Annotated in this window: 23 protein-coding genes; 13 read left to right on the top strand and 10 right to left on the bottom strand. The window is 64.1% G+C overall.

Annotation, left to right across the window (positions count from 1 at the left end; translation table 11 throughout):
• Positions 1-129 precede the first annotated feature (129 nt).
• On the top strand, positions 130-615 hold the full coding sequence (locus LPA34_RS08275; RefSeq protein ID WP_228976878.1) for a YajQ family cyclic di-GMP-binding protein: 486 nt from the start codon (positions 130-132) through the stop codon (positions 613-615).
• A 71-nt stretch (positions 616-686) separates the two neighbouring features.
• On the opposite strand, the gene plsY is transcribed toward LPA34_RS08275, so the two are convergent.
• Positions 687-1325 (bottom strand): glycerol-3-phosphate 1-O-acyltransferase PlsY, encoded by a 639-nt coding sequence (gene plsY / locus LPA34_RS08270; RefSeq protein WP_228976877.1) that lies wholly within the window; start codon positions 1323-1325, stop codon positions 687-689.
• 145 nt (positions 1326-1470) lie between these two features.
• Positions 1471-1962 carry a Cys-tRNA(Pro) deacylase gene (gene ybaK / locus LPA34_RS08265; protein ID WP_228976875.1) on the bottom strand — a complete coding sequence of 164 codons (492 nt, stop codon included), beginning with the start codon at positions 1960-1962 and terminating at the stop codon, positions 1471-1473.
• Positions 1963-2030: 68 nt separating this feature from the next.
• Between ybaK and LPA34_RS08260 the strand changes: the two genes are divergently transcribed.
• Positions 2031-3665, top strand: coding sequence for a class I adenylate-forming enzyme family protein (locus tag LPA34_RS08260; RefSeq protein WP_228976873.1), 1635 nt, complete (start codon positions 2031-2033; stop codon positions 3663-3665).
• Between the two features lie 16 nt (positions 3666-3681).
• Here LPA34_RS08260 and xerD read toward each other — a convergent pair whose 3' ends face one another.
• From xerD to queG, 3 genes are all read right to left on the bottom strand, one after another.
• Entirely contained in the window at positions 3682-4617 is a 936-nt protein-coding gene (xerD, locus tag LPA34_RS08255; protein WP_228977155.1) for a site-specific tyrosine recombinase XerD, read from the bottom strand.
• A 32-nt stretch (positions 4618-4649) separates the two neighbouring features.
• On the bottom strand, positions 4650-5120 hold the full coding sequence (locus LPA34_RS08250; RefSeq protein ID WP_228976872.1) for a methylated-DNA--[protein]-cysteine S-methyltransferase: 471 nt from the start codon (positions 5118-5120) through the stop codon (positions 4650-4652).
• A gap of 89 nt (positions 5121-5209) precedes the next feature.
• The gene (gene queG / locus LPA34_RS08245) at positions 5210-6475 is read right to left on the bottom strand and encodes a tRNA epoxyqueuosine(34) reductase QueG (RefSeq protein WP_228976871.1); all 1266 of its coding nucleotides are present in this window, start codon (positions 6473-6475) and stop codon (positions 5210-5212) included.
• 17 nt (positions 6476-6492) lie between these two features.
• Between queG and tsaE the strand changes: the two genes are divergently transcribed.
• Positions 6493-7050 carry a tRNA (adenosine(37)-N6)-threonylcarbamoyltransferase complex ATPase subunit type 1 TsaE gene (gene tsaE, locus LPA34_RS08240; RefSeq protein ID WP_228976870.1) on the top strand — a complete coding sequence of 186 codons (558 nt, stop codon included), beginning with the start codon at positions 6493-6495 and terminating at the stop codon, positions 7048-7050.
• Positions 7032-8564, top strand: a complete 1533-nt coding sequence (locus LPA34_RS08235) for an N-acetylmuramoyl-L-alanine amidase (RefSeq protein WP_228976869.1) — start codon at positions 7032-7034, stop codon at positions 8562-8564. The genes tsaE and LPA34_RS08235 overlap by 19 nt, the downstream gene beginning before the upstream one ends.
• Before the next feature lie 111 nt (positions 8565-8675).
• On the opposite strand, the gene LPA34_RS08230 is transcribed toward LPA34_RS08235, so the two are convergent.
• Entirely contained in the window at positions 8676-9557 is an 882-nt protein-coding gene (locus tag LPA34_RS08230; protein ID WP_228976868.1) for an EamA family transporter, read from the bottom strand.
• 239 nt (positions 9558-9796) lie between these two features.
• Here LPA34_RS08230 and LPA34_RS08225 point away from each other — a divergent pair, with 239 nt between their 5' ends.
• Both LPA34_RS08225 and trxA read left to right on the top strand, forming a co-directional pair.
• The gene (locus LPA34_RS08225; protein WP_228976865.1) at positions 9797-10678 is read left to right on the top strand and encodes a pirin family protein; all 882 of its coding nucleotides are present in this window, start codon (positions 9797-9799) and stop codon (positions 10676-10678) included.
• Between the two features lie 66 nt (positions 10679-10744).
• Positions 10745-11593, top strand: a complete 849-nt coding sequence (gene trxA, locus LPA34_RS08220; protein WP_228976863.1) for a thioredoxin — start codon at positions 10745-10747, stop codon at positions 11591-11593.
• Between the two features lie 103 nt (positions 11594-11696).
• On the opposite strand, the gene tcdA is transcribed toward trxA, so the two are convergent.
• On the bottom strand, positions 11697-12578 hold the full coding sequence (tcdA, locus tag LPA34_RS08215) for a tRNA cyclic N6-threonylcarbamoyladenosine(37) synthase TcdA (protein ID WP_228976862.1): 882 nt from the start codon (positions 12576-12578) through the stop codon (positions 11697-11699).
• A 342-nt stretch (positions 12579-12920) separates the two neighbouring features.
• On the opposite strand from tcdA, the gene pdxH reads away from it, so the two are divergent.
• Together pdxH and LPA34_RS08205 are read left to right on the top strand one after the other, a co-directional pair.
• Positions 12921-13559 carry a pyridoxamine 5'-phosphate oxidase gene (pdxH, locus tag LPA34_RS08210; RefSeq protein ID WP_228976860.1) on the top strand — a complete coding sequence of 213 codons (639 nt, stop codon included), beginning with the start codon at positions 12921-12923 and terminating at the stop codon, positions 13557-13559.
• Between the two features lie 150 nt (positions 13560-13709).
• Entirely contained in the window at positions 13710-14924 is a 1215-nt protein-coding gene (locus tag LPA34_RS08205; protein ID WP_228976858.1) for an SAM-dependent methyltransferase, read from the top strand.
• 58 nt (positions 14925-14982) lie between these two features.
• Here the strand turns inward: LPA34_RS08205 and msrA are convergent, their stop codons facing one another.
• A complete protein-coding gene (gene msrA / locus LPA34_RS08200) occupies positions 14983-15531 on the bottom strand; it encodes a peptide-methionine (S)-S-oxide reductase MsrA (protein ID WP_228976856.1) in 549 nt (182 codons plus the stop codon).
• Between the two features lie 242 nt (positions 15532-15773).
• Between msrA and LPA34_RS08195 the strand changes: the two genes are divergently transcribed.
• Positions 15774-16283, top strand: a complete 510-nt coding sequence (locus LPA34_RS08195) for a flavin reductase family protein (protein ID WP_228976854.1) — start codon at positions 15774-15776, stop codon at positions 16281-16283.
• A gap of 106 nt (positions 16284-16389) precedes the next feature.
• Here LPA34_RS08195 and LPA34_RS08190 read toward each other — a convergent pair whose 3' ends face one another.
• Positions 16390-16899 carry an Lrp/AsnC family transcriptional regulator gene (locus tag LPA34_RS08190; RefSeq protein WP_228976853.1) on the bottom strand — a complete coding sequence of 170 codons (510 nt, stop codon included), beginning with the start codon at positions 16897-16899 and terminating at the stop codon, positions 16390-16392.
• A gap of 130 nt (positions 16900-17029) precedes the next feature.
• Between LPA34_RS08190 and kynB the strand changes: the two genes are divergently transcribed.
• The 3 genes from kynB (at position 17030) to kynA (ending at position 19927) form a co-directional block, all read left to right on the top strand.
• Complete coding sequence (kynB, locus tag LPA34_RS08185; RefSeq protein WP_228976851.1) at positions 17030-17665, top strand: arylformamidase; 636 nt, start codon at positions 17030-17032, stop codon at positions 17663-17665.
• 74 nt (positions 17666-17739) lie between these two features.
• On the top strand, positions 17740-18990 hold the full coding sequence (gene kynU, locus LPA34_RS08180; protein ID WP_228976849.1) for a kynureninase: 1251 nt from the start codon (positions 17740-17742) through the stop codon (positions 18988-18990).
• A gap of 10 nt (positions 18991-19000) precedes the next feature.
• The gene (gene kynA, locus LPA34_RS08175; RefSeq protein WP_228976847.1) at positions 19001-19927 is read left to right on the top strand and encodes a tryptophan 2,3-dioxygenase; all 927 of its coding nucleotides are present in this window, start codon (positions 19001-19003) and stop codon (positions 19925-19927) included.
• Positions 19928-20012: 85 nt separating this feature from the next.
• Here kynA and LPA34_RS08170 read toward each other — a convergent pair whose 3' ends face one another.
• Positions 20013-20945 carry an AraC family transcriptional regulator gene (locus LPA34_RS08170; RefSeq protein WP_228976845.1) on the bottom strand — a complete coding sequence of 311 codons (933 nt, stop codon included), beginning with the start codon at positions 20943-20945 and terminating at the stop codon, positions 20013-20015.
• A 628-nt stretch (positions 20946-21573) separates the two neighbouring features.
• On the opposite strand from LPA34_RS08170, the gene dalD reads away from it, so the two are divergent.
• On the top strand, positions 21574-22968 hold the full coding sequence (dalD, locus tag LPA34_RS08165; protein WP_228976843.1) for a D-arabinitol 4-dehydrogenase: 1395 nt from the start codon (positions 21574-21576) through the stop codon (positions 22966-22968).
• The last annotated feature ends 56 nt before the right edge of the window (positions 22969-23024 follow it).

Raw genomic sequence — 23024 nt, 5'->3', positions numbered from 1 at the left:
CTATTGCGCGACGACCTTGGGCAAATGGGAGCGGCGTCGGTAAAATGACGTCCGGTTCGTGATTATAGCGAGTGCGTCACGCGCGGCCTGCCGGCCGCGTCCGCCTCGCGGCACTATTGGGAGAATGCAATGCCATCGTTTGACGTTGTCAGCGAAGCCAACATGATCGAAGTCAAGAACGCGATCGAGCAGTCCAACAAGGAAATTTCCACCCGTTTCGACTTCAAGGGCTCGGATGCCCGCGTCGAGCAGAAGGAGCGCGAACTCATCGCCTACGCCGACGACGACTTCAAGCTCACGCAGGTCAAGGACGTCCTCGTGTCGAAGATGGCAAAGCGCAACGTCGACGTGCGCTTTCTCGATTACGGCAAGATCGAGAAGATCGGCGGCGACAAGGTCAAGCAGGTCATCACGGTGAAGAAAGGCGTCTCGGGCGACCTCGCCAAAAAGATCGTCAAGCTCGTGAAGGACAGCAAGATCAAGGTCCAGGCGAGCATTCAGGGCGACGCGGTGCGCGTGACGGGCACCAAGCGCGACGACCTGCAAGGCACGATCGCGATGCTGCGCAAGGACGTCACCGATACGCCGCTCGACTTCAACAACTTCCGCGACTAGCCGGCGCGAGGCGCCACGGCATCGTCAGAAGAGGCCACGGCGGCACATCGGGCTCGACGCCGCCGGAAAACTCAATGCGCCTTGCCCGCGGGCGGCGGCGCATTGCGCTTTTTCCTGTCGCCGATGCGGCTTTCCTTGCCGGCGAGCAGCTTCGCGATATTCGAGCGATGACGCCAGACCAGCAGCGCGCTCATTGCCAGTACGGCCAGCGCGATGATGTTCGCGCCGAACAGGAACACGTCGAAGAGCGGCGCGAACACAGCGGCCACCAGCGCCGCCAGCGACGAATAGCGAAAAAAGAACGCGATGATCAACCACGTCAGCATGGTCGCGATGCCGAGCACCGGGTTGATCGCGAGCAGCACGCCGGCCGCCGTCGCCACGCCCTTGCCGCCCTTGAAGCGGAAAAATACCGGATACAGATGGCCAAGGAACACGGCGATGGCGGCGAGCGCGATCGCCGGATCGTCGAGGCCGTAGTGCGGGCCGAAGTGGCTGGTGAGCCACACGGCAAGCCAGCCCTTGAACGCGTCGCCGAGCAACGTCAGGATCGCCGCGAGCTTGTTGCCGCTGCGCAGCACGTTGGTCGCGCCCGGGTTCTTCGAGCCATACGAGCGCGGGTCGGCGAGCCCCATCGCGGCGCTCACGATCACGGCGAACGACACCGAGCCGATCAGATAAGCCAGGACGGCGGCGATCAGGTTTTCCATGCTGGGAACTCTTTTTGTAGTGCGCCGGAAAGGCGAAGGGGTTACGAAAGCGAAACTGTCCGTGCAGCGCGAACACGAAGGTGCATATTCTACCGAACGCAGCCGGCGAAACCCGTGCGGACGTCACGCGCCGGCGTCGATGTGGTCACTCGTCGATCGCGCATTGCACCGGCTTTGCCTGCAGCAGATCCGTCACGACCTTCGGCGCGATGCTGACCAGAAACCCGCGACGCCCGCCGTTGAGCCAGATCCGCTCGAGTTCGAGAATCGTCGATTCGACGTACACCGGCAGCGCCTTTTTCGTGCCGAACGGCGAGGTGCCGCCAATCAGATACCCTGAATGCCTGCTCGCGACATCCGGCTTGCAGGGCTCGACGCGCTTCGCACCGATCTGCCGCGCGAGATTCTTCGTCGATACGGTGCGATCGCCGTGCATCAGTACGATCAGCGGTTTCGCGTGTTCGTCTTCCATCACGAGCGTCTTGACCACGTGATGTTCGTCGACGCCCAGCTGGCGCGCGGATTCCGCCGTGCCGCCGTGGTCCACATATTCGTAAGGATGCTCGCCGAACGCGACGCCGTGACGTCGCAGAAACTGCGTCGCGGGCGTTTCGGAGACGCGTCTGGATTTGCTCATCGGCGCATTGTAATGGCGTCGCTCTGCGACAGCCATTTGCTCAAACCTGAATTGTGCGCGCCACGCGAATGTGGCACGATCGTTCGAAAATATTCCGCCGCCGCGCGCTGCGGCGCGACGAGGAGACAGCCGTGACGGCCAGCACCACCCCACATTCCCCCGCATTCGACATTCCCGCGCTGCTCGCCGCCCTGCCCGCGCGCATCGCCGATATTCCGGCGCTGGCTGCGGCGCGCGACCCGCATCGTGTCTCGCTGGTCGAGGACGCACGCCAGCTCACGCGCCAGCAACTCGCCGACGCGGTCATTGAAACCGCCGCGCGGTTACGCGAGCTGGGGGTGCGCGCGGGCGACCGCGTGATGATCGTCGCGGAGAACAGCATCGTTCAGGTGGTGCTGTTGTTCGCCACCGCGAAACTCGACGCCTGGGCGCTCATGTCGAACGCGCGGCTTTCGGCGGCCGAGCTTGACGCGATCCGCACGCATGCAGCGCCGCGCGTGATCGCGTACGCGGTCGATGCGTCGTCCGATGCGCGCGATCACGCACAACGCCATGGCGCCAAAGCCACACCGGCAACCGCGACGCCAATCGACATCGGCACATGGTCGTTCGTCGCCGATGCGCACGTGCATGCGGAACCCGTCGAAGCCGCCAGCGAAAAGCAGTGCGCCGCGCTCATCTACACGACGGGCACGACCGGCACGCCGAAAGGCGTGATGCTCTCGCACCGGAACCTGATGTTCATCGCGACGATGTCGAGCACGCTGCGCCGTGTCGGCCCGGACGACGTCGTGTACGCGGTGCTGCCGATTTCGCACGTATACGGGCTTGCATCGGTGTGTCTCGGCAGCCTGCACGCGGGCGCCACGGTGCGGCTTGCGTCGCGGTTTACACCTGAAGCCGTGCGGCGCGCGCTCGCATACGAGAACGTGTCGATTTTTCAGGGCGTGCCGGCGATGCACGCGAAGCTGCTCGAGCATCTGCAGATGCACGGCTACGCGTGGTCGGCGCCGCGTCTGCGGTTTGCGTATTCGGGCGGCTCGCCGCTCGACGCCGCGCTGAAGGCGCGCGTCGAAAGCGTGTACGGCGTGCCGCTGCACAACGGCTACGGCATGACCGAAAGCAGTCCGACCGTATCGCAGACGATGCTCGACGCGCCCCGCGCGGACGTATCGGTCGGACAGGTGATTCCCGGCGTGGAAGTGCGGTTCGTGATGCTCGACGGCGTCGAGGCGGCGGACGGCGAAATCGGTGAGCTGTGGGTGCGCGGGCCGAACGTGATGCTCGGCTATTACCGCAACCCGGAGCAGACCCGCGCCACCGTCACCGAAGACGGCTGGCTCAAGACTGGCGATCTCGCACGCGAGGAAGCGGACGGCACGCTCTCCATCGTCGGGCGCAGCAAGGAGCTGATCATCCGCTCGGGTTTCAACGTCTATCCGGCCGAAGTCGAGCACGTGCTGAACGCGCATCCCGATGTCGTGCAGTCGGCGGTGATCGGACGCGCCGTCGAGGGCAATGAGGAAGTGGTCGCGTTCGTCGAACTCGTGGCCGGCGCGAAGGTCACGCCGGCTGAGCTGATCGAATGGTGCGGCGCGCGGCTCGCGCCTTACAAGCGGCCCGCCGAAGTGCGCGTGCTCGCGGCATTACCCGCTGCATCGACGGGCAAGATTCTCAAGCACCGCCTTCGTGAGCTGGCTTGAGCCTGAAACCAGGGCGTTATCCGCGCGGATGATGCATCGCGTGCAGCGACTTCAGCCGCTCGCGTGCGACGTGCGTATAAATCTGCGTCGTTGAAATATCGGTGTGGCCGAGCAGCAGTTGCACGACGCGCAGGTCGGCGCCATGGTTCAGCAGATGCGTCGCGAACGCGTGACGCAGCGTGTGCGGCGACAGCGGCGCGCGCACATCCGCAGCCGCCGCGTGACGCTTGATGATGTTCCAGAACTGCTGACGCGTCATGCCTTCCGCGCGCGACGTCACGAACAGCGCGTCGGTTGCGCGCGCGCCGAGCAGCGCGGGCCGCGCCTCACGCAGATAGCGTTCGATCCAGCCGTGCGCTTCTTCGCCGAATGGAATCAGGCGCTCCTTCGAGCCCTTCCCCATCACGCGCACGACACCTTCGTTCAGCCCCACCTCCACGGTTTTCAGCGTGACGAGTTCCGTCACGCGCAGTCCGCTCGCGTACATCAGTTCGAGCATCGTGCGATCGCGCAGGCCAAGCGGCGTGTCGATATCGGGCGCGCCGAGGAGCGCCTCGACCTGCGCTTCGGTGAGCGTCGAAGGAAAGCGCGGCGGCTGTTTCGCGGAACGGATGCGCAGCGTCGGATCGGCGCTCGCGCGATGCTCGCGCACGGCCCACGCGTAATAGCGGCGAAACACGGAGAGACGCCGGTTCGCTGAAGTGGACTTGTCTTTCTGACGCGCCGCGCTGTACGCGTTCAGATCGGCTTCGCCCGCGGCATCCAGCGAGCCATTGCGCGTGCCGGCCAGCCATCCGGCGAAGAGCTTCAGATCGCGGCGATACGCATCGAGCGTGTTGCGCGAAAGACCGTGTTCGAGCCAGAGGGCGTCGCAGAACGCGTCGATGGATGCGCTGCTCGCGACGAAGAGCGGCGATTCGACGGGTGGGTCTTCGAGAATGGTTTCGCTCATGCCTTTCGTGCTGCCCGTGCTGATCATGCCGGTCATGTGTAAGGGACACCTTCGTGGGCGAGCAGCCAGCGTTTGACCTTGCGGAAATAGCCGTCGTCGGCGTGATTCGCAAATCCGCCGATACCGCCCGACGCAACCACACGATGACATGGAATCACCAGCGGAAAATAATTCGCGCCACACGCCTGCCCGACCGCGCGCGGCGCGCTGCCGACCTGTCTCGCGACCTGTCCATACGTGCGCACGATGCCCGGTGGAATATCGTTGATCGCCTGCCACACGCGACGCTGAAACGCGCTGCCGACATCGGCGAGCGGCAGATCGAACGTCGCCGACGCGCGCGCGAAATAACGCTCGATCTGCGCGACCGCTTCTTTCGCGAGCGGCGAATCCGGCTCGACGTTGCGCATCGAGTCGGGTAGATAGACGATCTCGCGCACGGCATTGCCTTCGATGCGGATGCCGACCTTGCCGAACGGCGCATCCATGACTGCATTGAACATGACGGCCTCCTTGCCGGTACAGGTGCGGTGCGCGTCCGGGTCCACAAAGGTTGATCGCAATGCCGGCGCCCCGCCGGGTTGCCGCTACTTTACGCTGCTTCGAGCGCCCATTCCACGTGCTCGCGGACGATGGCCGATGCGTCGCCCGCGCGCTCGCGCAACGCGTCGACGATCGCCACGCGTGCATCGGCGGAAAGGCTCGCGCGATCCGCACGCAGCGCGTTGCCCATGCCGACCGCGAGATTGCGCAGCCACGATTCGTAGCCGATGCGACGGATCGCGCTGCCCTGCATGCGCGTGTCGAAATCGTCGGCGCTCCACGCGAACAGATCGACGAGCGTCGCGCGGTCGAGGCCGTGCCGCACGTCGAAATCCGCGACGGGCGCGGCCTGCGCGAACTTGTTCCACGGGCACACCGTCTGGCAGTCGTCGCAACCATACACACGATTGCCGATCAGCGGCCGCAAGTCCTGGGGAATACTGCCTTTCAGTTCGATCGTCAGATAGGAAATGCAGCGACGCGCATCGACTCTGTAAGGTTCGACGATCGCGCCCGTCGGGCAGGCCTCGATGCAGCGGGTGCAGCTGCCGCAATGCGCACCCGGTGTTTCGGGCGCGCGTTCGGGCGCGGTTTGTGCATCGGTCGGCAAGGGCACATCGACATAGATCTCGCCGAGAAAAAACAGCGAGCCGGCGTCGCGCTGAAGCAGCAACGTGTGCTTGCCGCGCCAGCCAATGCCTGCCTTCTGCGCCAACTCGACTTCGAGCACCGGCGCGGAATCGGTGAAGACGCGAAAGCCGAACGCGCCGATCTGCGCTTCGATTTTTTCAGCGAGCTGTTGCAAACGGTTACGCATCACCTTGTGATAGTCGCGACCGCGCGCATAGATCGAGACGACCGCCGCTGACGGGTCCGCGAGGCGCTGGTTTTCCTGCGCCCGCCAGTCGTAAGGGCCCGTCTGCACGGCGCTTCCGGCGAGATTCGATGTAGTGGCCGTGTGGCTTTCAACGCGCTTTCCCGTCAGCGTTTCAGCGGGTAAATAGGCGATTCGCACGGTAATCACGCGTAGCGTTCCGGCCACAAGCTCGGCCGGTCTCGCGCGTTTCATGCCGTGTTTCGCCATATAATCCATCTCGCCGTGGCAGCCCGCTTCGAGCCATGCGGCGAGCCCCGCCTCGGCAGCCGTGAGGTCGGTATCGCTGATACCGACTGCACTGAAACCGAGTTCGCGGCCCCACGTTTTGATGCGTTGCGCGAGTGCTTCCAGCGCCGCTTCATCGAAATGACGCACGGCACGCACATCGTCATCAGACGCAGGCGTGCAGGATTCTGGGGGTTCCGGACTTCGGTTCATCACGCCATTTTACGAGAATGCCCGACCAGCCCGATCAAGCCATCACGCCCGCCGCTCCGGTCCTGCTCGAACGCCACCTCGCGCTCGCGGACGAAGCCGCCACCAGCGCTTTCGGCGCGCGCTTCGCTCACGCTATCGAAAGCGTACGCAAGGCCGCCGGCGAACACGGCGGCGCACGTGCATTTCACGGCTTGCAGGTGCAGTTGACGGGCGATCTCGGCGCGGGCAAAACCACGCTCGTTCGCGCGACACTCCGCGCGCTCGGTCACAGCGGACGCGTGCGCAGTCCGACCTATACGCTCGTCGAACCGTACGCGGTCGAGAGGCCCGATGGGGAACTTGAGCTGTATCACTTCGATCTCTATCGTTTTACCGATCCGGCCGAATGGGCCGACGCGGGCTTTCGCGAATATTTCGACAGCGGCGCGATCTGCCTCGTCGAATGGCCGCAACGCGCGGGCACCCTGCTGGGCGTGCCGGATCTCGTCTTCTCGCTCGATGTGGAGGGCGAAGGGCGCCTTCTCGTCGCGCGCGCATTCAGCGAATCAGGAAAGGCATGTCTCCAAAGATGTTGATCAAACCGTTCCGCTCGATCGAATCGGCCGCTACCGCCACGCATAACTGGCGACGCCGGCAGATTCTGCGTGCAGGCGCGTCGACGCTCGTGCTCGGACTCGTCGCGCCGCGTCTTGCGTGGGCCAGTTCGGTGCTCGGCGTGCGCGTCTGGCCCGCTCGCGACTACACACGTGTCACGATCGAATCAGACCAGCCGCTGCAGAACGCGCAGCAGTTGCTGCAGGATCCCGACCGGCTCGTCGTCGATCTGAATGGGCTCGATCTCGACCAGGCGCTGCGCGATCTCGTCTCGAAGATCACGCCGAACGATCCGCAGATCCAGTCGGTGCGCGTCGGGCAATACCAGCCGCACGTGGTGCGCATGGTGTTCGACCTGAAGGGCTCGGTGAAGCCGCAGGTGTTCACGTTGCCGCCGGTCGGCACGTATAAATACCGGCTCGTGTTCGACCTGTATCCGGCGATCCCGCCGGACCCGCTGATGGATCTCCTCGCGCAGACCGAGCGCAAGGAACAGCGGCTCAACGAAAACAACGCGCCGCCCGCCACGCTCAGCGGGCCAGCCACGCCGCCGCTCAGCGACAGCGACGCGTTCTTCCAGCGTTACGCGCAGGAGGGCGGGCCTTCGACGTCGTCGCCAGATGTGCCGCGTCCGCCCGCGCATCTCTCGCCGGCACCAGGGCCGCATCCGGCCGTTCCGAAGCCGACACAGCCGCCAGTTGCGATCGCACGCGACAACGACAGCGGCGATGGCGGCGACGACACGTACAGTTTCACCACGCCGAAGTCCGGCAGGGGCAACACGGTACGTCTCCTGACGGTCGCGATCGATCCGGGCCACGGCGGCGAGGATCCCGGCGCGATCGGCAGCGCGGGTACCTACGAAAAGCACATCGCGCTCGACGTCGCGAAGAAACTGCGCGCGAAAATCGACGCGCAGCCGAACATGCGCGCGATGATGACGCGCGATGCCGACTTCTTCGTGCCGCTCAACGTGCGCGTGCAGAAGGCGCGACGCGTCGGTGCGGATCTCTTCGTGTCGATTCACGCCGATGCGTTCACCGATCCTTCCGCGCGCGGCTCTTCGGTGTTCGCGCTCTCCGAGCACGGCGCATCGAGCGCGGCCGCACGATGGATGGCGAACAAGGAAAACGCATCGGACCAGATCGGCGGCATCAACATCAAGTCGAACGATGCCACCGTGAACCGCGCGCTCTTCGACATGTCGACCACGGCACAGATCCGCGATTCGATGCGCTACGGCAACTTCGTGCTGAAGGAAATCGGCGACATCAACAGGTTGCACAAGGGATTGGTCGAGCAGGCCGGCTTTGCCGTGCTGAAGGCACCGGATATTCCGTCGATTCTCGTCGAGACCGCGTTCATCAGCAACCCGGACGAAGAGAAGCGCCTGAACGACAACGCCTATCGCGACCGCATGGCCGACGCGATCCTGACCGGCATCAAACGTTATTTCGCGGCGAATCCGCCGCTCGCGAAAAACCGAATGACGTAACGCTTCTTTCTGCTGGCGTCACGCTGCAACGCATAACGGCCGCTTCGTGCGGCCGTTATGCGTTGCGTTGCCTTTAGTCGCTCGCTGCACGCGGGCCTGCCAATCCGGCGCTCAGCGCGCCGCCGCGAACCTTTGCACGACCCATCCGCCGAACACATTCACGGCGAGGCCGGCCATCACGAGCGCGGCGCCGGCAATCTGTGCCTGCGACAGATGCTCGTCGAGAAAGAGCGACGCCGACGCCAGCCCGACAATCGGCACGAGCAGCGAGAACGGCGCGACCTGACTGGCCGGATAGCGCGACAGCAGGCGGCTCCACAGTCCATAGCCGAGCAGCGTCGCGATGAACGCAAGGTAGACGATCGCAAAAATCGACTGCGCGCCGATACCCGTGAGCGCGGCCCCGATCCGTTGCGGTCCTTCAAGGCAATACGACAGCACGAAAAACGGCACGGGCGGGATCAGGCTCGCCCACACCACGAGCCCGACCAGATCGACCTTCCCTGCTTTCTTCGTGACGATATTGCCGAGCGCCCACGAAACCGCCGCGCATAGCGTCAGCACAAAACCCGCGAGGGTCATCGAATGGCCGCCCTGCATGCCGATCACCGCAAGGCCGACAGCCGCGATCAGCAGGCCGGCAAGATTCTGCACCCGCAGACGCTCGTTCAGGAACATCACCGCGAACAGCAGCGTGAAGAACGCCTGGGCCTGCAGCACGAGTGAAGCCAGCCCGGCCGGCATGCCGACGTACATCGCGGTGAACAGAAACGCGAACTGTCCAAAGGAGATCGTCGCGCCGTAAGCGAACAGCCAGCGCAACGGGATCCGCGGACGTTTGACGAAGAAGACAGCCGGTACGGCGGCGAGCAGGAAGCGCAACGCGCCGAGCAGCATCGGCGGCACGCCATGCAGGCCCACCTTGATCACCACGAAGTTGACACCCCATGCAACCACGACGACCAGCGCCAGTAAAAGGTCCTTCGGCGACATTCCAGCTTCCTCCCGTTCCGGGTTTCGCTCTGTGAGCTTCGAAGTGTAACGGAGCACACCGCGCAAAGCGCAGGGCGATGCGCGCCCCACATGTCCAGTCCTGCGCTTTTTCTGGCTGCGCTTTCTGACCGCATCAGGGCGCGCCGCTACCGGCGCGGGTTTCAGTCGAGCCGCCACCGGTCGCGTGCGGGCGTTAGAATCACCTGTCCCCTCAAACGCACACGCCTGGAACCCACGCCATGTCTTCCCCGATCAAAGCGGTTCTCAAGCCCCATCTGCGCGACGTCGGCAGTCTCACCGTGCGGCGCGTGCTGCCCGCGATGGCCGCGCGGCTCATCGGGCCGTTCATCTTCTTCGATCATATGGGCCCGGCGACGCTCGCGCCCGGCGTCGGACTCGACGTGCGGCCGCATCCGCATATCGGCCTCGCTACCGTCACCTATCTGTTCGAAGGTGCGATCATGCATCGCGACAGCCTCGGCTCGGAGCAGAAGATCGTCCCCGGCGACGTGAACTGGATGACATCCGGCCGCGGCATCGTGCATTCGGAGCGCACGCCCGCCGAAGACCGCGGCCGCGGCCTGACGATGCACGGCATCCAGACGTGGGTCGCGCTGCCGCTCGCGCACGAGGACGACGAGCCGTCGTTCGAGCATCACGCCGCCGCGACGCTGCCGCAGATCGAACGCAACGGCGTCACGCTGCGTGTGATCGCCGGCACCGCGTTTGGTCACACGTCGCCCGCGACGACGTTTTCTGGCACGCTCTACGTCGCCGCAACGTTCAACGCGGGCAGCGCGTTCGCACTCGAGCCGGAACACGACGAGCGTGGCGTCTATCTGGTCGAAGGCGATCTGCAAATCGACGGCGAGTCGCTCGAAGCGGGCCAGATGGCCGTGCTGACGCCGGGCGAGACGGTCACGCTCGCGAGCGCGAACGGCGCGACCGTGATGCTGCTGGGCGGCGAGAAACTCGAAGGCGAGCGCTTCATCGAATGGAATTTCGTCGCGAGTTCGCGTGAGAAGATCGAGCGTGCCAAAACCGCGTGGACGAACCAGGAAATGGGTAATGTGCCGGGCGAGACGGAATGGATTCCGCTACCCGAACGCAAGGCGCAGTAACTCTGCATTGAATTCGGGATAAACGTCCCCATTTTCCCCCGAGACAGTTTTTCCGACGAGGATGCAATGGATACCACGCTAGCCACCTTTGAAAAAGACGTGATCGCAGGCTCGACGCTGGCACCGGTGCTGGTCGATTTCTGGGCGCCGTGGTGCGGCCCGTGCAAGACGCTCGGGCCGATGCTCGAAAAGCTCGAAGCCGAATACGCGGGCAAATGGACGCTCGTGAAGGTGAACGTCGATGAAAATCAGGAACTCGCCGCGCACTTTCAGGTGCGCAGCATTCCGCACGTCATCGCGTTCGCCGATGGCCGCCCGGTCGACCAGTTCGTCGGCGTGCTGGCGGAAGGCCAGCTGCGCGAATTTCTCGACCGCCTGGTGCCGGATTCCGCGGATGCCGAACGCAATCACGCACAGATCGCCATCGCTGAGGGGCGTCTCGAAGAGGCGCACGATCACCTGAAAGCGGCGCTCGCATTCGATCCGGGTTACGACGATGCACGCCTCGACCTGATCGAACTGCTGCTCTCGCAGAATCGCTTCGACGAGGCGCGCAACGAAGTCGATCTGCTGTCGCCGAAAACAACGCAGGGCATCGACGCCCGCTTCAACGCGATCAAGACGCGACTCGACGCAGTGGACGCCGCCGCCGACCTGCCGCCCACCGACGCGCTCGAAACACGTGTCGCCGCACAACCGGACGATCTGGAAGCGCGCTTCGATCTGGCGAGCGCCTTCATCGCGCGACGCAAGTACGCCGAGGCGCTCGAGCAACTGCTCGTGATCGTGCAGCGCGACCGCACGTTCCGCGAGGACATCGGCCGCAAGACGATGCTGTCCGTGTTCGATCTCGCGGCGCATCAGCATGAACTCGTCGCACAGTGGCGACGCAAGCTGAGCGCGGCGCTGAACTGATCGTCCGCGCCTGCGCTTGCGTTCAGCCGGCACGATGAAAAAACGCGACCCACGGGTCGCGTTTTTTGTGCGTGCGGTGCGCGCGGGCGCTTCGCGCCGCGGGCTATTTCCCGTTTGCCTGCTGGGCGAGCGCGCGCAGCACATGCGCGACCGCGGCGAATCCGAAACTCGCCGTCACGCACACGCTCGATCCGAAACCCGCGCAATTGAGACCCACCGGCCCGGTGTGTCCCGGCGACGTCGTGACGTGCTCCGCTTCCTCGTCGATATCGCAGACGGCGGCTTCCGGATAGATCAGCGGCTCGTCCGAATACACGGCACTCACCTTGAACTTCGCCTTCGGGCCGCGCGGAAAACCGTGCTGCTTGCGCAGTTGCGCGCGCACTTTCGAGAGCAGCGGGTCCTGGATCGTCAGCGCAAGATCGTCGATACGGATGCGTGTCGGATCGAGCTGGCCGCCCGCGCCGCCGACGGTGACAAGCGGCAGCTTCTGCTCGACGCACCAGGCGATCAGCGCGGTCTTCGTGCGCACGCTGTCGATCGCATCGACGACAAAGTCGAAACCGCCGCCGCCCAGCACCGGCGCGAAATTGTCCGGCTCGATAAAGTCCTCGACGAGACGCACGTCGCACCGCGGATTGATTGACCTGATGCGCTCCGCCATCGCTTCGACTTTCGGCTTGCCATAGTTGCCGTCGAGCGCGTGGATCTGCCGGTTCGTGTTGCTTTCCGCGACGTTGTCGAGATCGATCAGCGTGAGCGTCCCGATGGCGCTGCGTGCCAGCGCCTCGGCAGCCCACGACCCGACGCCGCCGATGCCGATCACCGCCACATGCGCCCGTTCGAACGCCGCCAGCGCCGGCGTGCCGTACAGCCGCGCGATGCCGCCGAAACGCCTGGCGTGACCGGCGGATTCACTGCCGTCGATGCCGGTAGTAACATCGGATAATGCGTCGGAAGGAGCGGTGGCGTGCGGCGTGGACATGATCGGGGACCTGACGGATACGGGCTTCTACCTGCTTGCACGGCTTGAAGCTGGCTTGATATGACTGATGCGCGGCCATGCCTCGGCTGGACAGTGCAGCCCGTATTCTGCCTGAACATCTGCTTTCAGGTCGGCGGCCGGAGGCACGCCTGCCTGTGGATGCGGCGTCGCCGCGTTGGCGGCAACCATCTGCATGGGACCGGAGTAAGCGCTCAAGCGCCAGCTCCGGCCGACACGCGAACTCTGATCGACAGCTAAAGCGCTATCTCTGGTCGACAGGACGCAGCGCAGATTTTTCGTTCCTTCGCTATACTGACCCCACTGTAGCGCTCGCATAAGAACATGACGACCCTCGCCGAACTCCGGAAGAATTACTCACTCGGTTCGCTGGACGAAGCCGATGTCGACCGCGACCCGATCCGCCAGTTCGACAGGTGGTTCGCGCAGGCACTCGACGCAAAGCTCCCCGAGCCGAACACGATGACACTCGCGACCGTCGACGGTCACGGCCGCCCTTCGGCGCGCATCGTGCTCATCAAGGGCGTGGACGAGCGCGGCTTTACCTTCTTCACGAATTACGAAAGCCGCAAGGGCCGCGCGCTTGCGGAGAACCCGCGCGCCAGCCTGCTCTTTTACTGGATCGAACTCGAGCGCCAGGTGCGTATCGAGGGCACCGTCGTCAAGACGAGCGAAGCCGAAAGCGATGCGTACTTCGCGTCCCGTCCGGCCAGTTCGCGCATCGGTGCCTGGGCATCCGAACAGAGTCAGGTAATTGAAAGCCGAACCGTGCTCGAAGCACGCGAGCGCGACTTCAGCGAACGCTTTGGCGATGATCCGCCGCGTCCGCCGCACTGGGGCGGTTACCGGCTCATACCGGACGCTATCGAATTCTGGCAGGGACGGCCGTCACGTATGCACGACCGTCTGCTATTTACGCGCACCACCGCTGGCGACTGGCAAATCGCGCGGTTGTCGCCTTGACGTCATAACGAATGCCGGTGCGTGGAACGCCCTCGCCGGGCGGCCGCGTCGACAGGCCGGATCGCGTGGTCATGCGGCATCGGAGGCACGCCGCGACATGCAGCGATCCACAGGCTTTGCTTTGATTTCATTGGACACGGGAGACATCACATGTTCTGGGAGAAGAAGCTGGCGCAGTGGGCAGAAGATGTAAGAAGCACGGCCAACCTGCCGGCACGTCTCGTGCTGTGGGACGGCCAGCAGCACGACTTTGGACAGTTCGCCGCGCCCCGGGTCACGCTGCACGTGAAAAGCGCGACGGCGTTGCCCTATCTGCTCGAACCGAGCCTCGACAATCTCGGCGAGGCGTACGTGAAGGGCAAGATCGACATCGAAGGCAAGCTGTCGGACATCATCAACATCGGCTATTCGCTCGCACGCAGCACGGTGACCAGCGCCGGCAAGCTCGCGCGCGTGCGACGCTACTTCAGTCACTCGAAAACGTCCGACAAGAAAGCGATCCAGTATCACTACGATGTCTCGAACGAGTTCTATCAGCTCTGGCTCGACGAGAACATGGTGTACTCATGCGCGTACTTCGAGAACGGCAATGAGGACCTGGCCACCGCGCAAATCAAGAAGATCGATCACATCCTGACGAAAATCCAGTTGCAGCCGGGCCAGCGTCTGCTCGACATCGGCTGCGGCTGGGGTGCGCTCGTGCTGCGCGCCGCGCAGAAGTTCGGCGCGAAGTGCACCGGCGTGACGCTGTCGCAGAACCAGTTCGATCTCGCGACGGCGCGCGTGAAAGCCGCCGGGCTCGAAGACCAGATCGAAATCCGCCTGCAGGATTACCGTGACATCGAAGGCCAGTTCGACCGGATCACGAGCGTCGGCATGTTCGAGCACGTCGGGCGCAAGAATCTGCCGGGCTATTTCCAGAGGATCCACGATCTGCTCGTCGACGACGGCATCGCGATGAATCACGGCATCACGTCGACCGACTATGACAGCGGCGAAACGGCGCTCGGTGGCGGCGAGTTCATCGACCGCTATGTGTTTCCGGACGGCGAGTTGCCGCACATCAGTCTCGCGCTCGAAGCGATGCAGCGTGGCGGGCTGGAGGCGGTCGACGTCGAAAGCCTGCGCCGGCACTATGCGCGCACACTCGATATCTGGGCCGAGAATTTCGAAACGCATGCGGACGCCGCGCGCAGTCTCGTCGACGACGAGAAATTCCGCATCTGGCGCGTATACCTGGCGGGTTGCGCATACGCGTTCGAAAACGACGACGTCTCGATCTTTCAGGTGGTCTGCCGCAAGGCCGGTCGCAGCGCGAAAACGCTGCAGTGGTCGCGGCGATACATGTACGACAGGCCGCAGTGATGCGCTGACGCGGGCGCCGTGACAGGTCTGGGCCTGTCACGGGCAACCGTGCCGGAGATTAGCTCGCCTTGATGCGGTGCGCGAACTTCTGGCGGAATTTCGCGACCTTCGGCGCGACAACGAACGCGCAATAGCCCTGGTCCGGATGCTGCGCGAAGTAGTTCTGGTGATACGCCTCGGCCGGCCAGTAATTGCCGTCGAGCGGCAGTACCTGTGTGACGATCTTGCCGTCGTAAATGCCTTCGGCGGCGATCTCGCGGATCGCCTGTTCCGCCACCTCACGCTGTGCATCCGCGTGAGTGAAGATCACCGACCGGTATTGCGTGCCGACATCGTTGCCCTGGCGATTCAACTGTGTCGGATCGTGGATCGCGAAGAAAATATCGAGAATCTCGCGATAGCTGATCTTCGACGGATCGAAGTCGACCTTCACCACTTCCGCATGGCCGGTGTCGCCGTCGCAGACCTGCTCGTAGGTCGGCTGGTCGACCTGACCGCCCGCGTAGCCCGATTCCACGGCGTTCACGCCGTCGACACCCAGGTAGACCGCTTCGAGGCACCAGAAACATCCGCCGCCGAGGATGGCGGTTTCGCTTGCCTGACTCATGCTGACCACTCCTTACTCAATGCCGCGCCGTACGTGCCGCCCGCGCAGCGATTCCGGCGGAATCTGTCCAGCCTGGCGGCTTTTGCGTATGCCGGCAGAGGTGCGCGGCTGGCCTGCCCGCGATTCCGATAGAATTGGGGCAATTCGCCAATTTTCTACATGACTTTCGAATCAATTTTTCCTGCCCGGCGCGCTGTACCGTCCACACCGCTCGCACTGCCCGCATCCGGAGCCCTCGTCCGATGAAACCCGCGAGCCCGCCCAATTTCGACCAGGATGCGTTCAGGCGCGCACTCAGCCAGTTCGCCACCGGCGTCACGGTGATCACCACGCGCGCGCCGTCCGGCCAACTCATCGGCATCACCGCCAGTTCGTTCAACTCGGTTTCGATGACGCCGCCGCTAGTGCTCTGGAGCCTCGCGACCCGCTCGGCTTCGATGCCGGTGTTTCGCGAGAACAGTCATTATGTCGTGAACGTGCTGGCGGCGTCACAGCTCGACCTGTGCAAGCGCTTCGCCACCGTCAAGGGCGACCGCTTCGAAGGTGTCTCGCACGCGGCCGGCGACTCCGGCATGCCGGTGCTCGACGGCGCGATCGCATGGTTCGAGTGCCACAACCGCAGCCGCTACGAAGAAGGCGATCACGTGATTTTCGTCGGCGAAGTGGAGCGTTGCGGTTTCACCGACCAGACGGGCGAAACCCAGCCGCTCGTGTTCCAGAACGGCAGCTTCCACTCTCTCGGACCGCTCTGAGCGCCGTGGGCGCCGGGCCTGCCAGCCTGGTCGCTGCAAACGCAGGACCCAGACGAACGACCGCCCGCCCGCCGGCACGAGGATGCCGCTCCTGCCATCGCGGCGGTTACTTCGCCGTTGCCACGCCGGCGCTTGCGCCTGATACCAGTTCGACCGGCACGCCCGAATCTTCCTTGAGCGTCTGCAGCACGATGTTCGAACGGATATCCATCACGCCGGGCGCCTTGTACAACCGGCTCAGCACGAAGTCCGAATAGTGCTTGAGGTTGTGCGCCAGCACGCGCAGCACATAGTGGCTCTCCCCCGTCACGACGAACGCGCCGACCACCTCCGGCCAGTCCCGCACCGCCTCCGCGAAACGCTCGTGCCAGTTCTCCTGGTCGTTGCGCATCGATACCTGCACGAACGCTTCCAGCTCGAAGCCCAGCACCTCGCGGTTCAGGCACGCCCGATAACGTTCGATGACGCCCTGCTCTTCCAGCAGACGCAACCGCCTGAGACAGGCGGAAGGGGACAGCGAAATCCGTTCTGCCAGATCGAGGTTGCTGATCCGTCCTTCATGCTGCAGCACCGCCAGGATACGGCAATCGGTGGCGTCGAGCGAGATCGCGTTCATATTCGGTCTCCCTTTCCCATTTATCTCAAATTATGTTCCAGGACAGGCCAAAGAAGGTGATTTTTTCGCAATCACATTTCGCGGGGTCGCGCCTATCATTTCAGGATTGGATCGATATGACGATGGAGACATGAACAGACTCTGGGATATCACCCCGCCGGTCGACCCCGCCACGCCCGTCTGGCCGGGCGATACGCCGGTCGGCATCGAGCGTGTCTGGCGCATGGAAGCCGGCTCGCCGGTGAATGTTGCGCGGATGACACTGTCGCCGCATACCGGCGCCCATACCGACGCGCCGCTGCACTACGACGCCGAAGGCGTCGCGATCGGCGCCGTGCCGCTGGATGCGTATATCGGCCGGTGTCGCGTGATTCATTGCATCGGCGCCGCGCCGCGGGTCACGCCCGCGCACATCGCCGCCGCACTGGACCAGGGTGAAACGCTGCCGCCGCGCGTGCTGCTGCGCACCTACGAGCGCGCGCCGGTCACCGCATGGGACAGCGCGTTCTGCGCGGTGGCCCCGGAGACGATCGACCTGCTGGCTTCGCGCGGCGTCCAGCTGATCGGCATCGACACGCCTTCGCTCGATCCGCAGGAATCGAAGACGATGGACGCCCATCACCGCGTCCGCGCGCACCGGATGGCGATTCTCGAAGGCATCGTGCTGGATGCCGTCGAAGAAGGCGACTACGAACTCATCGCGCTGCCGCTCAAATTCACGACACTCGATGCGAGCCCGGTACGCGCCGTGCTACGTGCTCTTTGAACGCTTGAATCCGATGGATCGCGTTTGGGCGCACCGCGCGCTAACTCATCCAAATACCCTTTGACTGGATCATCATGAATACCCGTGAAGAAGCCGTGGCGCTGGACAGCGCCGACCCGCTCGCCGCATTGCGCGACGAATTCGCCTTGCCCACCGCGACGATCTACCTCGACGGCAACTCGCTCGGCGTCGCGCCGGCCGCCGCGGCACAGCGCGCGCAGACCGTCATCGCCGCCGAATGGGGCGAAGGCCTGATCCGCAGCTGGAACAGCGCCGGCTGGTTCGCGTTGCCGCGACGGCTCGGCGACAAGCTCGCGCCGCTGATCGGCGCGGGGGAAAACGAAGTGGTCGTCACCGATACGATTTCGATCAACCTGTTCAAGCTGCTGTCCGCGGCGCTGCGCCTGCAGCACAGTCGCGATCCGAAGCGTCGCGTGATCGTATCGGAGCGCTCGAATTTCCCGACCGATCTGTATATCGCGCAAGGTCTGATCGAACAGCTCGACCGCGGCTACGAACTCCGTCTGATCGACGATCCGTCGGAGCTGCCCGCCGCGCTCGGCGACGACACGGCCATCGCGATGATCACGCACGTGAACTACCGCACGGGCTACATGCACGACATGCCCGCGTTGACGAAGATGATCCACGACGCGGGTGCGCTTGCGCTCTGGGATCTCGCCCATTCGGCCGGCGCGGTGCCGGTCGATCTGAACGGCGCGAACGCGGACTATGCCGTCGGTTGTACGTACAAGTATCTGAACGGCGGGCCCGGCTCGCCCGCGTTCGTGTGGGTCGCGGAGCAGCATCAGAACGCGTTTTCGCAACCGCTTTCGGGCTGGTGGGGACATCGCGCGCCGTTCGAAATGAACCCCACGTACCGTCCGGACGACGGCATCGGCCGCTTTCTGTGCGGCACGCAGCCGATGGTTTCGATGGCGCTCGTCGAATGCGGTCTCGACGTGTTCCTGCAGACCGACATGCAGGCGATCCGCAAAAAGTCGCTGGCGCTGACGGATCTCTTCATCGCACTCGTCGAGTCACGCTGCGGTGAATTTCCGCTGACGCTCGTCACGCCGCGCGAGCACGCGCAGCGCGGCTCGCATGCGAGCTTCGAGCATCCGAACGGCTACGAAGTGATGCAGGCGCTGATCGCACGCGGCGTGATCGGCGATTATCGCGAACCGCACGTGCTGCGGTTCGGCTTCACGCCGCTCTATACGCGCTACGTCGACGTATGGGACGCGGTCGAAACGCTGCGCGACGTGCTCGCGAACGAAACCTGGCGCGCGCCCGAATTCGCGACGCGCGGCGCGGTGACCTGAGGAGCACGCAATGACCGATCACATGCAGTTGCCCGGCGACGAACCCTCGCAAGGCTGTCCGTTCGGACATGGCGCGACCACGAGCGCCCATGCACCCCACGTTCCACCATCCAGCGCCGAAGGCTGGCACGACGCGCAACTCGATTTCTCGAAGTCGATGAGTTACGGCGACTATCTGTCGCTCGGATCGATCCTGTCGGCGCAGCATCCGCTTTCGCCGGATCACAACGAGATGCTGTTCATCATCCAGCATCAGACAAGCGAGCTGTGGATGAAGCTCGCGCTCTACGAACTGCGCGGCGCGCTCGCCTCCGTGCATGGCGACAGACTGCCGCCGGCGTTCAAGATGCTCGCACGCGTATCGCGCATCCTCGAACAGCTCGTGCAGGCGTGGAGCGTACTCGCGACGATGACGCCCTCTGAATACACCGCGATGCGGCCTTACCTGGGCGCGTCGTCCGGTTTTCAGTCGTATCAGTACCGGCAGCTGGAATTCCTGCTCGGCAACAAGAACGTGCAGATGCTGAAGCCTCACGTGCATCGCCCCGATGTGCTCGCCGAAGTGCAGGCCACGCTCGAAGCGCCGTCGTTCTATGACGAAGTGATCCGCCTGCTCGCGCGCCGCGGTTTCGCGATCGATCCGGAGCGGCTCGAACGGGACTGGACGCAACCCACCACGCACGACGCATCCGTCGAAGCGGCATGGCTCGAGGTGTATCGCAATCCATCGCAGCACTGGGAACTGTACGAGATGGCCGAAGAGCTGGTCGATCTGGAAGACGCGTTTCGCCAGTGGCGTTTCCGGCACGTGACGACCGTCGAGCGGATCATCGGTTTCAAGCAGGGCACGGGCGGCACGAGCGGCGCGCCGTATCTGCGCAAGATGCTCGACGTCGTACTGTTTCCGGAACTGTGGCACGTGCGCACGGTGCTTTGAAGCGGCGCAGTAACGCTTCAGCGTTCGCAGCGCGCGCCGGCCGGTGTCTGCGGGAGCGTCGCCGGATCGTGTGAGGTGAGCACGGTCACCCGGCGGCAAACGACGCCACTGTTTCAGCGGGCCTCGCCGGCGGTGCTTCCGGCCCCACGGCGCTTGCGGCATTGAGCTGCTGGTACGCGCGGAACTTCGACGGCGGCATCCCTTTCAGCAGCAGGAACTGGCGGTTGAAATTCGACAGGTTGTTAAAGCCGACCTGATAGCAGATATCGGTGATGCTCAATTCGTCCGACATCAGCAGCTGGCACGCCATGTTGATGCGCAGACGGTTGACGTACTGCACGAACGGCAGGCCGGTATGGCGGCGAAAGTAACGCGAGAACGCGCTGACGCTTTGTCCGGCAAGCTGCGCGAGATCGGCTTCGCGCATCGGCTGCGCGAGGTTCTTGCCGATATACGCCAGCGCGTGATTGATGCGCGTCGATGCATAGCCCGACGGATCGGTTTGCCAGGCCGCGCTCGCAAGCGTCCTGCGCCCGGTGCATTGCGCGAGCAGTTCGAGCAGTTGCAGGAACAGCGTGATGCGCCGGAAGCCATGCGCGTGGAGCAGTTCCGTCAACACGGGCTTCGCGGCCTCACCGGCGGCTTCGTCGAACAGCAGGCCCGAGCGCGAATCCTCGAGCATCGTTTCGATGTGCCTCAACTCGGGAAACGTATCGATGCACTTCGCGATGAAATCGGCGCCGAACTGCAGCACGAGACAGCGCTGCTCGACGGTCTCGCCGCGCGGCACTTCGCTGACCCAGTTGTGCGGGAGATTCGGGCCCGTCATCACCAGATTGCCCGGCGCAAAACTGCCGATGTAATCGCCGACGAACACCTTGCCCGTCGTCGCGGTGATCAGGTGAATCTCGTATTCAGGGTGAAAGTGCCAGCGCACGGTGCGATATGGATAACCGTGCGACCACACCTTGAACGATTCGTCGCGGCGTACGGCTACCAGTTCGAGATCGGGTTGCACGGAGCCCTCCTGATGACGTCGCGTGCGCTTCATGCGGCAGCAGCCGCATGCAAACACCGTTGCAGGCGGGGGACGGCCTTCGATGCCGGTGCGATCGCGATCATCCCGTGTCTTCCTCCATTGGACGTTGGGCGCCCGCGACCTGTGCGGGTGCCTCCTGCACAGTGCGCCGCGACACTTCATCTTGTATAGCGAAAAGTAGACGTCAACCGCGTTTCTATCCACTCAAAATGAAACCGTGTACCGATACTTTTTTGCATCGGGGTAAGCACTGACCCGCAAAAGGTCAAATTTGATGCACCGCAGCAGCCAGAGTCTGGCGGCTGCGTTGGCGCACTGCACACCGCTACCGGCAACGCGCGAAAAGCCTTTCACGCCGCGCTGCGCCACAGAAAGCGCCTCGCATTGCCTTGACTTTCGATTCGCCGGATACGATCATTCGTTCACACACAGAGCAAATGATCTCTCATCGAGAAAAGCGCACGCTCAAAGACGTGCGCGCCAGTACAGCAACCATCTTGCATGGGACCGGAGTAAGCGCTTTGCACCAACTCTGGTCGACCGCAATAACTTGCATGGGACCAGAGTAAGGCGCTAAAGCGCCAACTCTGGTCGACAGGAGACGAGTATGAGCAGCGACGCGAACGTCCAGGTGATCCTGCACATCGGCGCGGGATCGTTTCACCGCGCACATCAGGCGTGGTATCTGCACCGGCTCAACGCAGCGCGCGCGGCCGGCGAGCCGCAGTGGTCGCTGACCGTCGGCAATATCCGTGGCGACATGAACGCCGTGCTGGAGGCGCTTGCCTCGCAGGACGGCGTCTACACGCTCGAAACCGTCACGCCGCACGGCGAGCGTGCGTACGAAACCATCCGCTCGATCGAACGCGTGCTGCCGTGGTCGGCCGATCTCACCGGGCTCGTCGAAGCCGGTTCCGATCCGGCCTGCAGGATCATCGCGTTCACGGTCACCGAAGGCGGCTATTACCTCGACGAACACGACCACCTCGACACCGCCAACGCCGATCTCGCCGCCGACCTCAAAGGCGGCCGCACGACCATCTATGGCGCACTCTCAGCGATCCTCGAAGCGCGCATGAAACGCAATGCAGGCCCCGTCACGCTGCAGTCGTGCGACAACCTGCGCAGCAACGGCGAGCGTTTTCACGCGGGCATGAGCGAGTTTCTCGACCGGCGCGGCGACGCGACGCTCAAAACCTGGTTCGACGCGAACACGAGCTCGCCGAATTCGATGGTCGACCGCATCACGCCGCGCCCCACGGACGACGTCCGTGAACGCGTGCTCGCCGCAACCGGCTTCAACGACGCCTGCCCGGTGATGGGCGAAGCGTTCATCCAGTGGGTGATCGAAAACAACTTTCGTGCGGGGCGTCCCGCGTGGGAAAAGGTCGGCGCGGAACTGGTCGAATCGGTGCTGCCCTACGAGGAAGCGAAGATCCGCATCCTGAACGCGACGCACAGCTGCATCGCGTGGGCGGGGACGCTCGTCGGGCTGCGCTATATCCACGAAGGCACGATCGACACCGATATCCAGAAGTTCGCGTACGACTACGTCACGCAGGACGTGATCCCGTGTCTCACGCCGAGCCCGCTCGACCTCGAACGCTATCGCGATGTCGTGCTGGAACGCTTCAGCAATCCGTTCATCCAGGACACGAACCAGCGCGTGGCCGCCGACGGCTTTTCCAAGATCCCCGGCTTCATCGCGCCGACGCTTGCGGAATGCTTCGCGCGCGGCGTCGAACCGGCGGCCACCGCGATGCTGCCCGCGCTGTTCTTCCGCTTCCTCGACCGCTGGCAGGCTGGCAAGCTGCCGTACGCATATCAGGACGGCGTGATGGACGAGAGCGTCGCGCGCGGTTTCTTCGCCGCGCCGGACCCGCTACAGGCGTTCTGCGCCGACCGTCTCCTGTGGGGCAGCATGGCGCAGACACCGAAGCTCGAAAACGCGCTGCGGGCTGCCGTGGGCCGCGTCGATGCGTGGCTCGCAAAGCGGGGCTGACGACGCGCGATCGACGGATCGACACAACAGCACGTGGTGAAACACGGTCTCGAGGT

The sequence above is a fragment of the Paraburkholderia gardini genome, assembly GCF_907164575.1.
In the GTDB taxonomy this organism is placed as follows: Bacteria; Pseudomonadota; Gammaproteobacteria; order Burkholderiales; family Burkholderiaceae; genus Paraburkholderia; species Paraburkholderia gardini.
The sequence above is the reverse complement of the archived record's forward strand: the minus strand, read 5'-3'. Positions and strand labels throughout refer to the sequence as shown.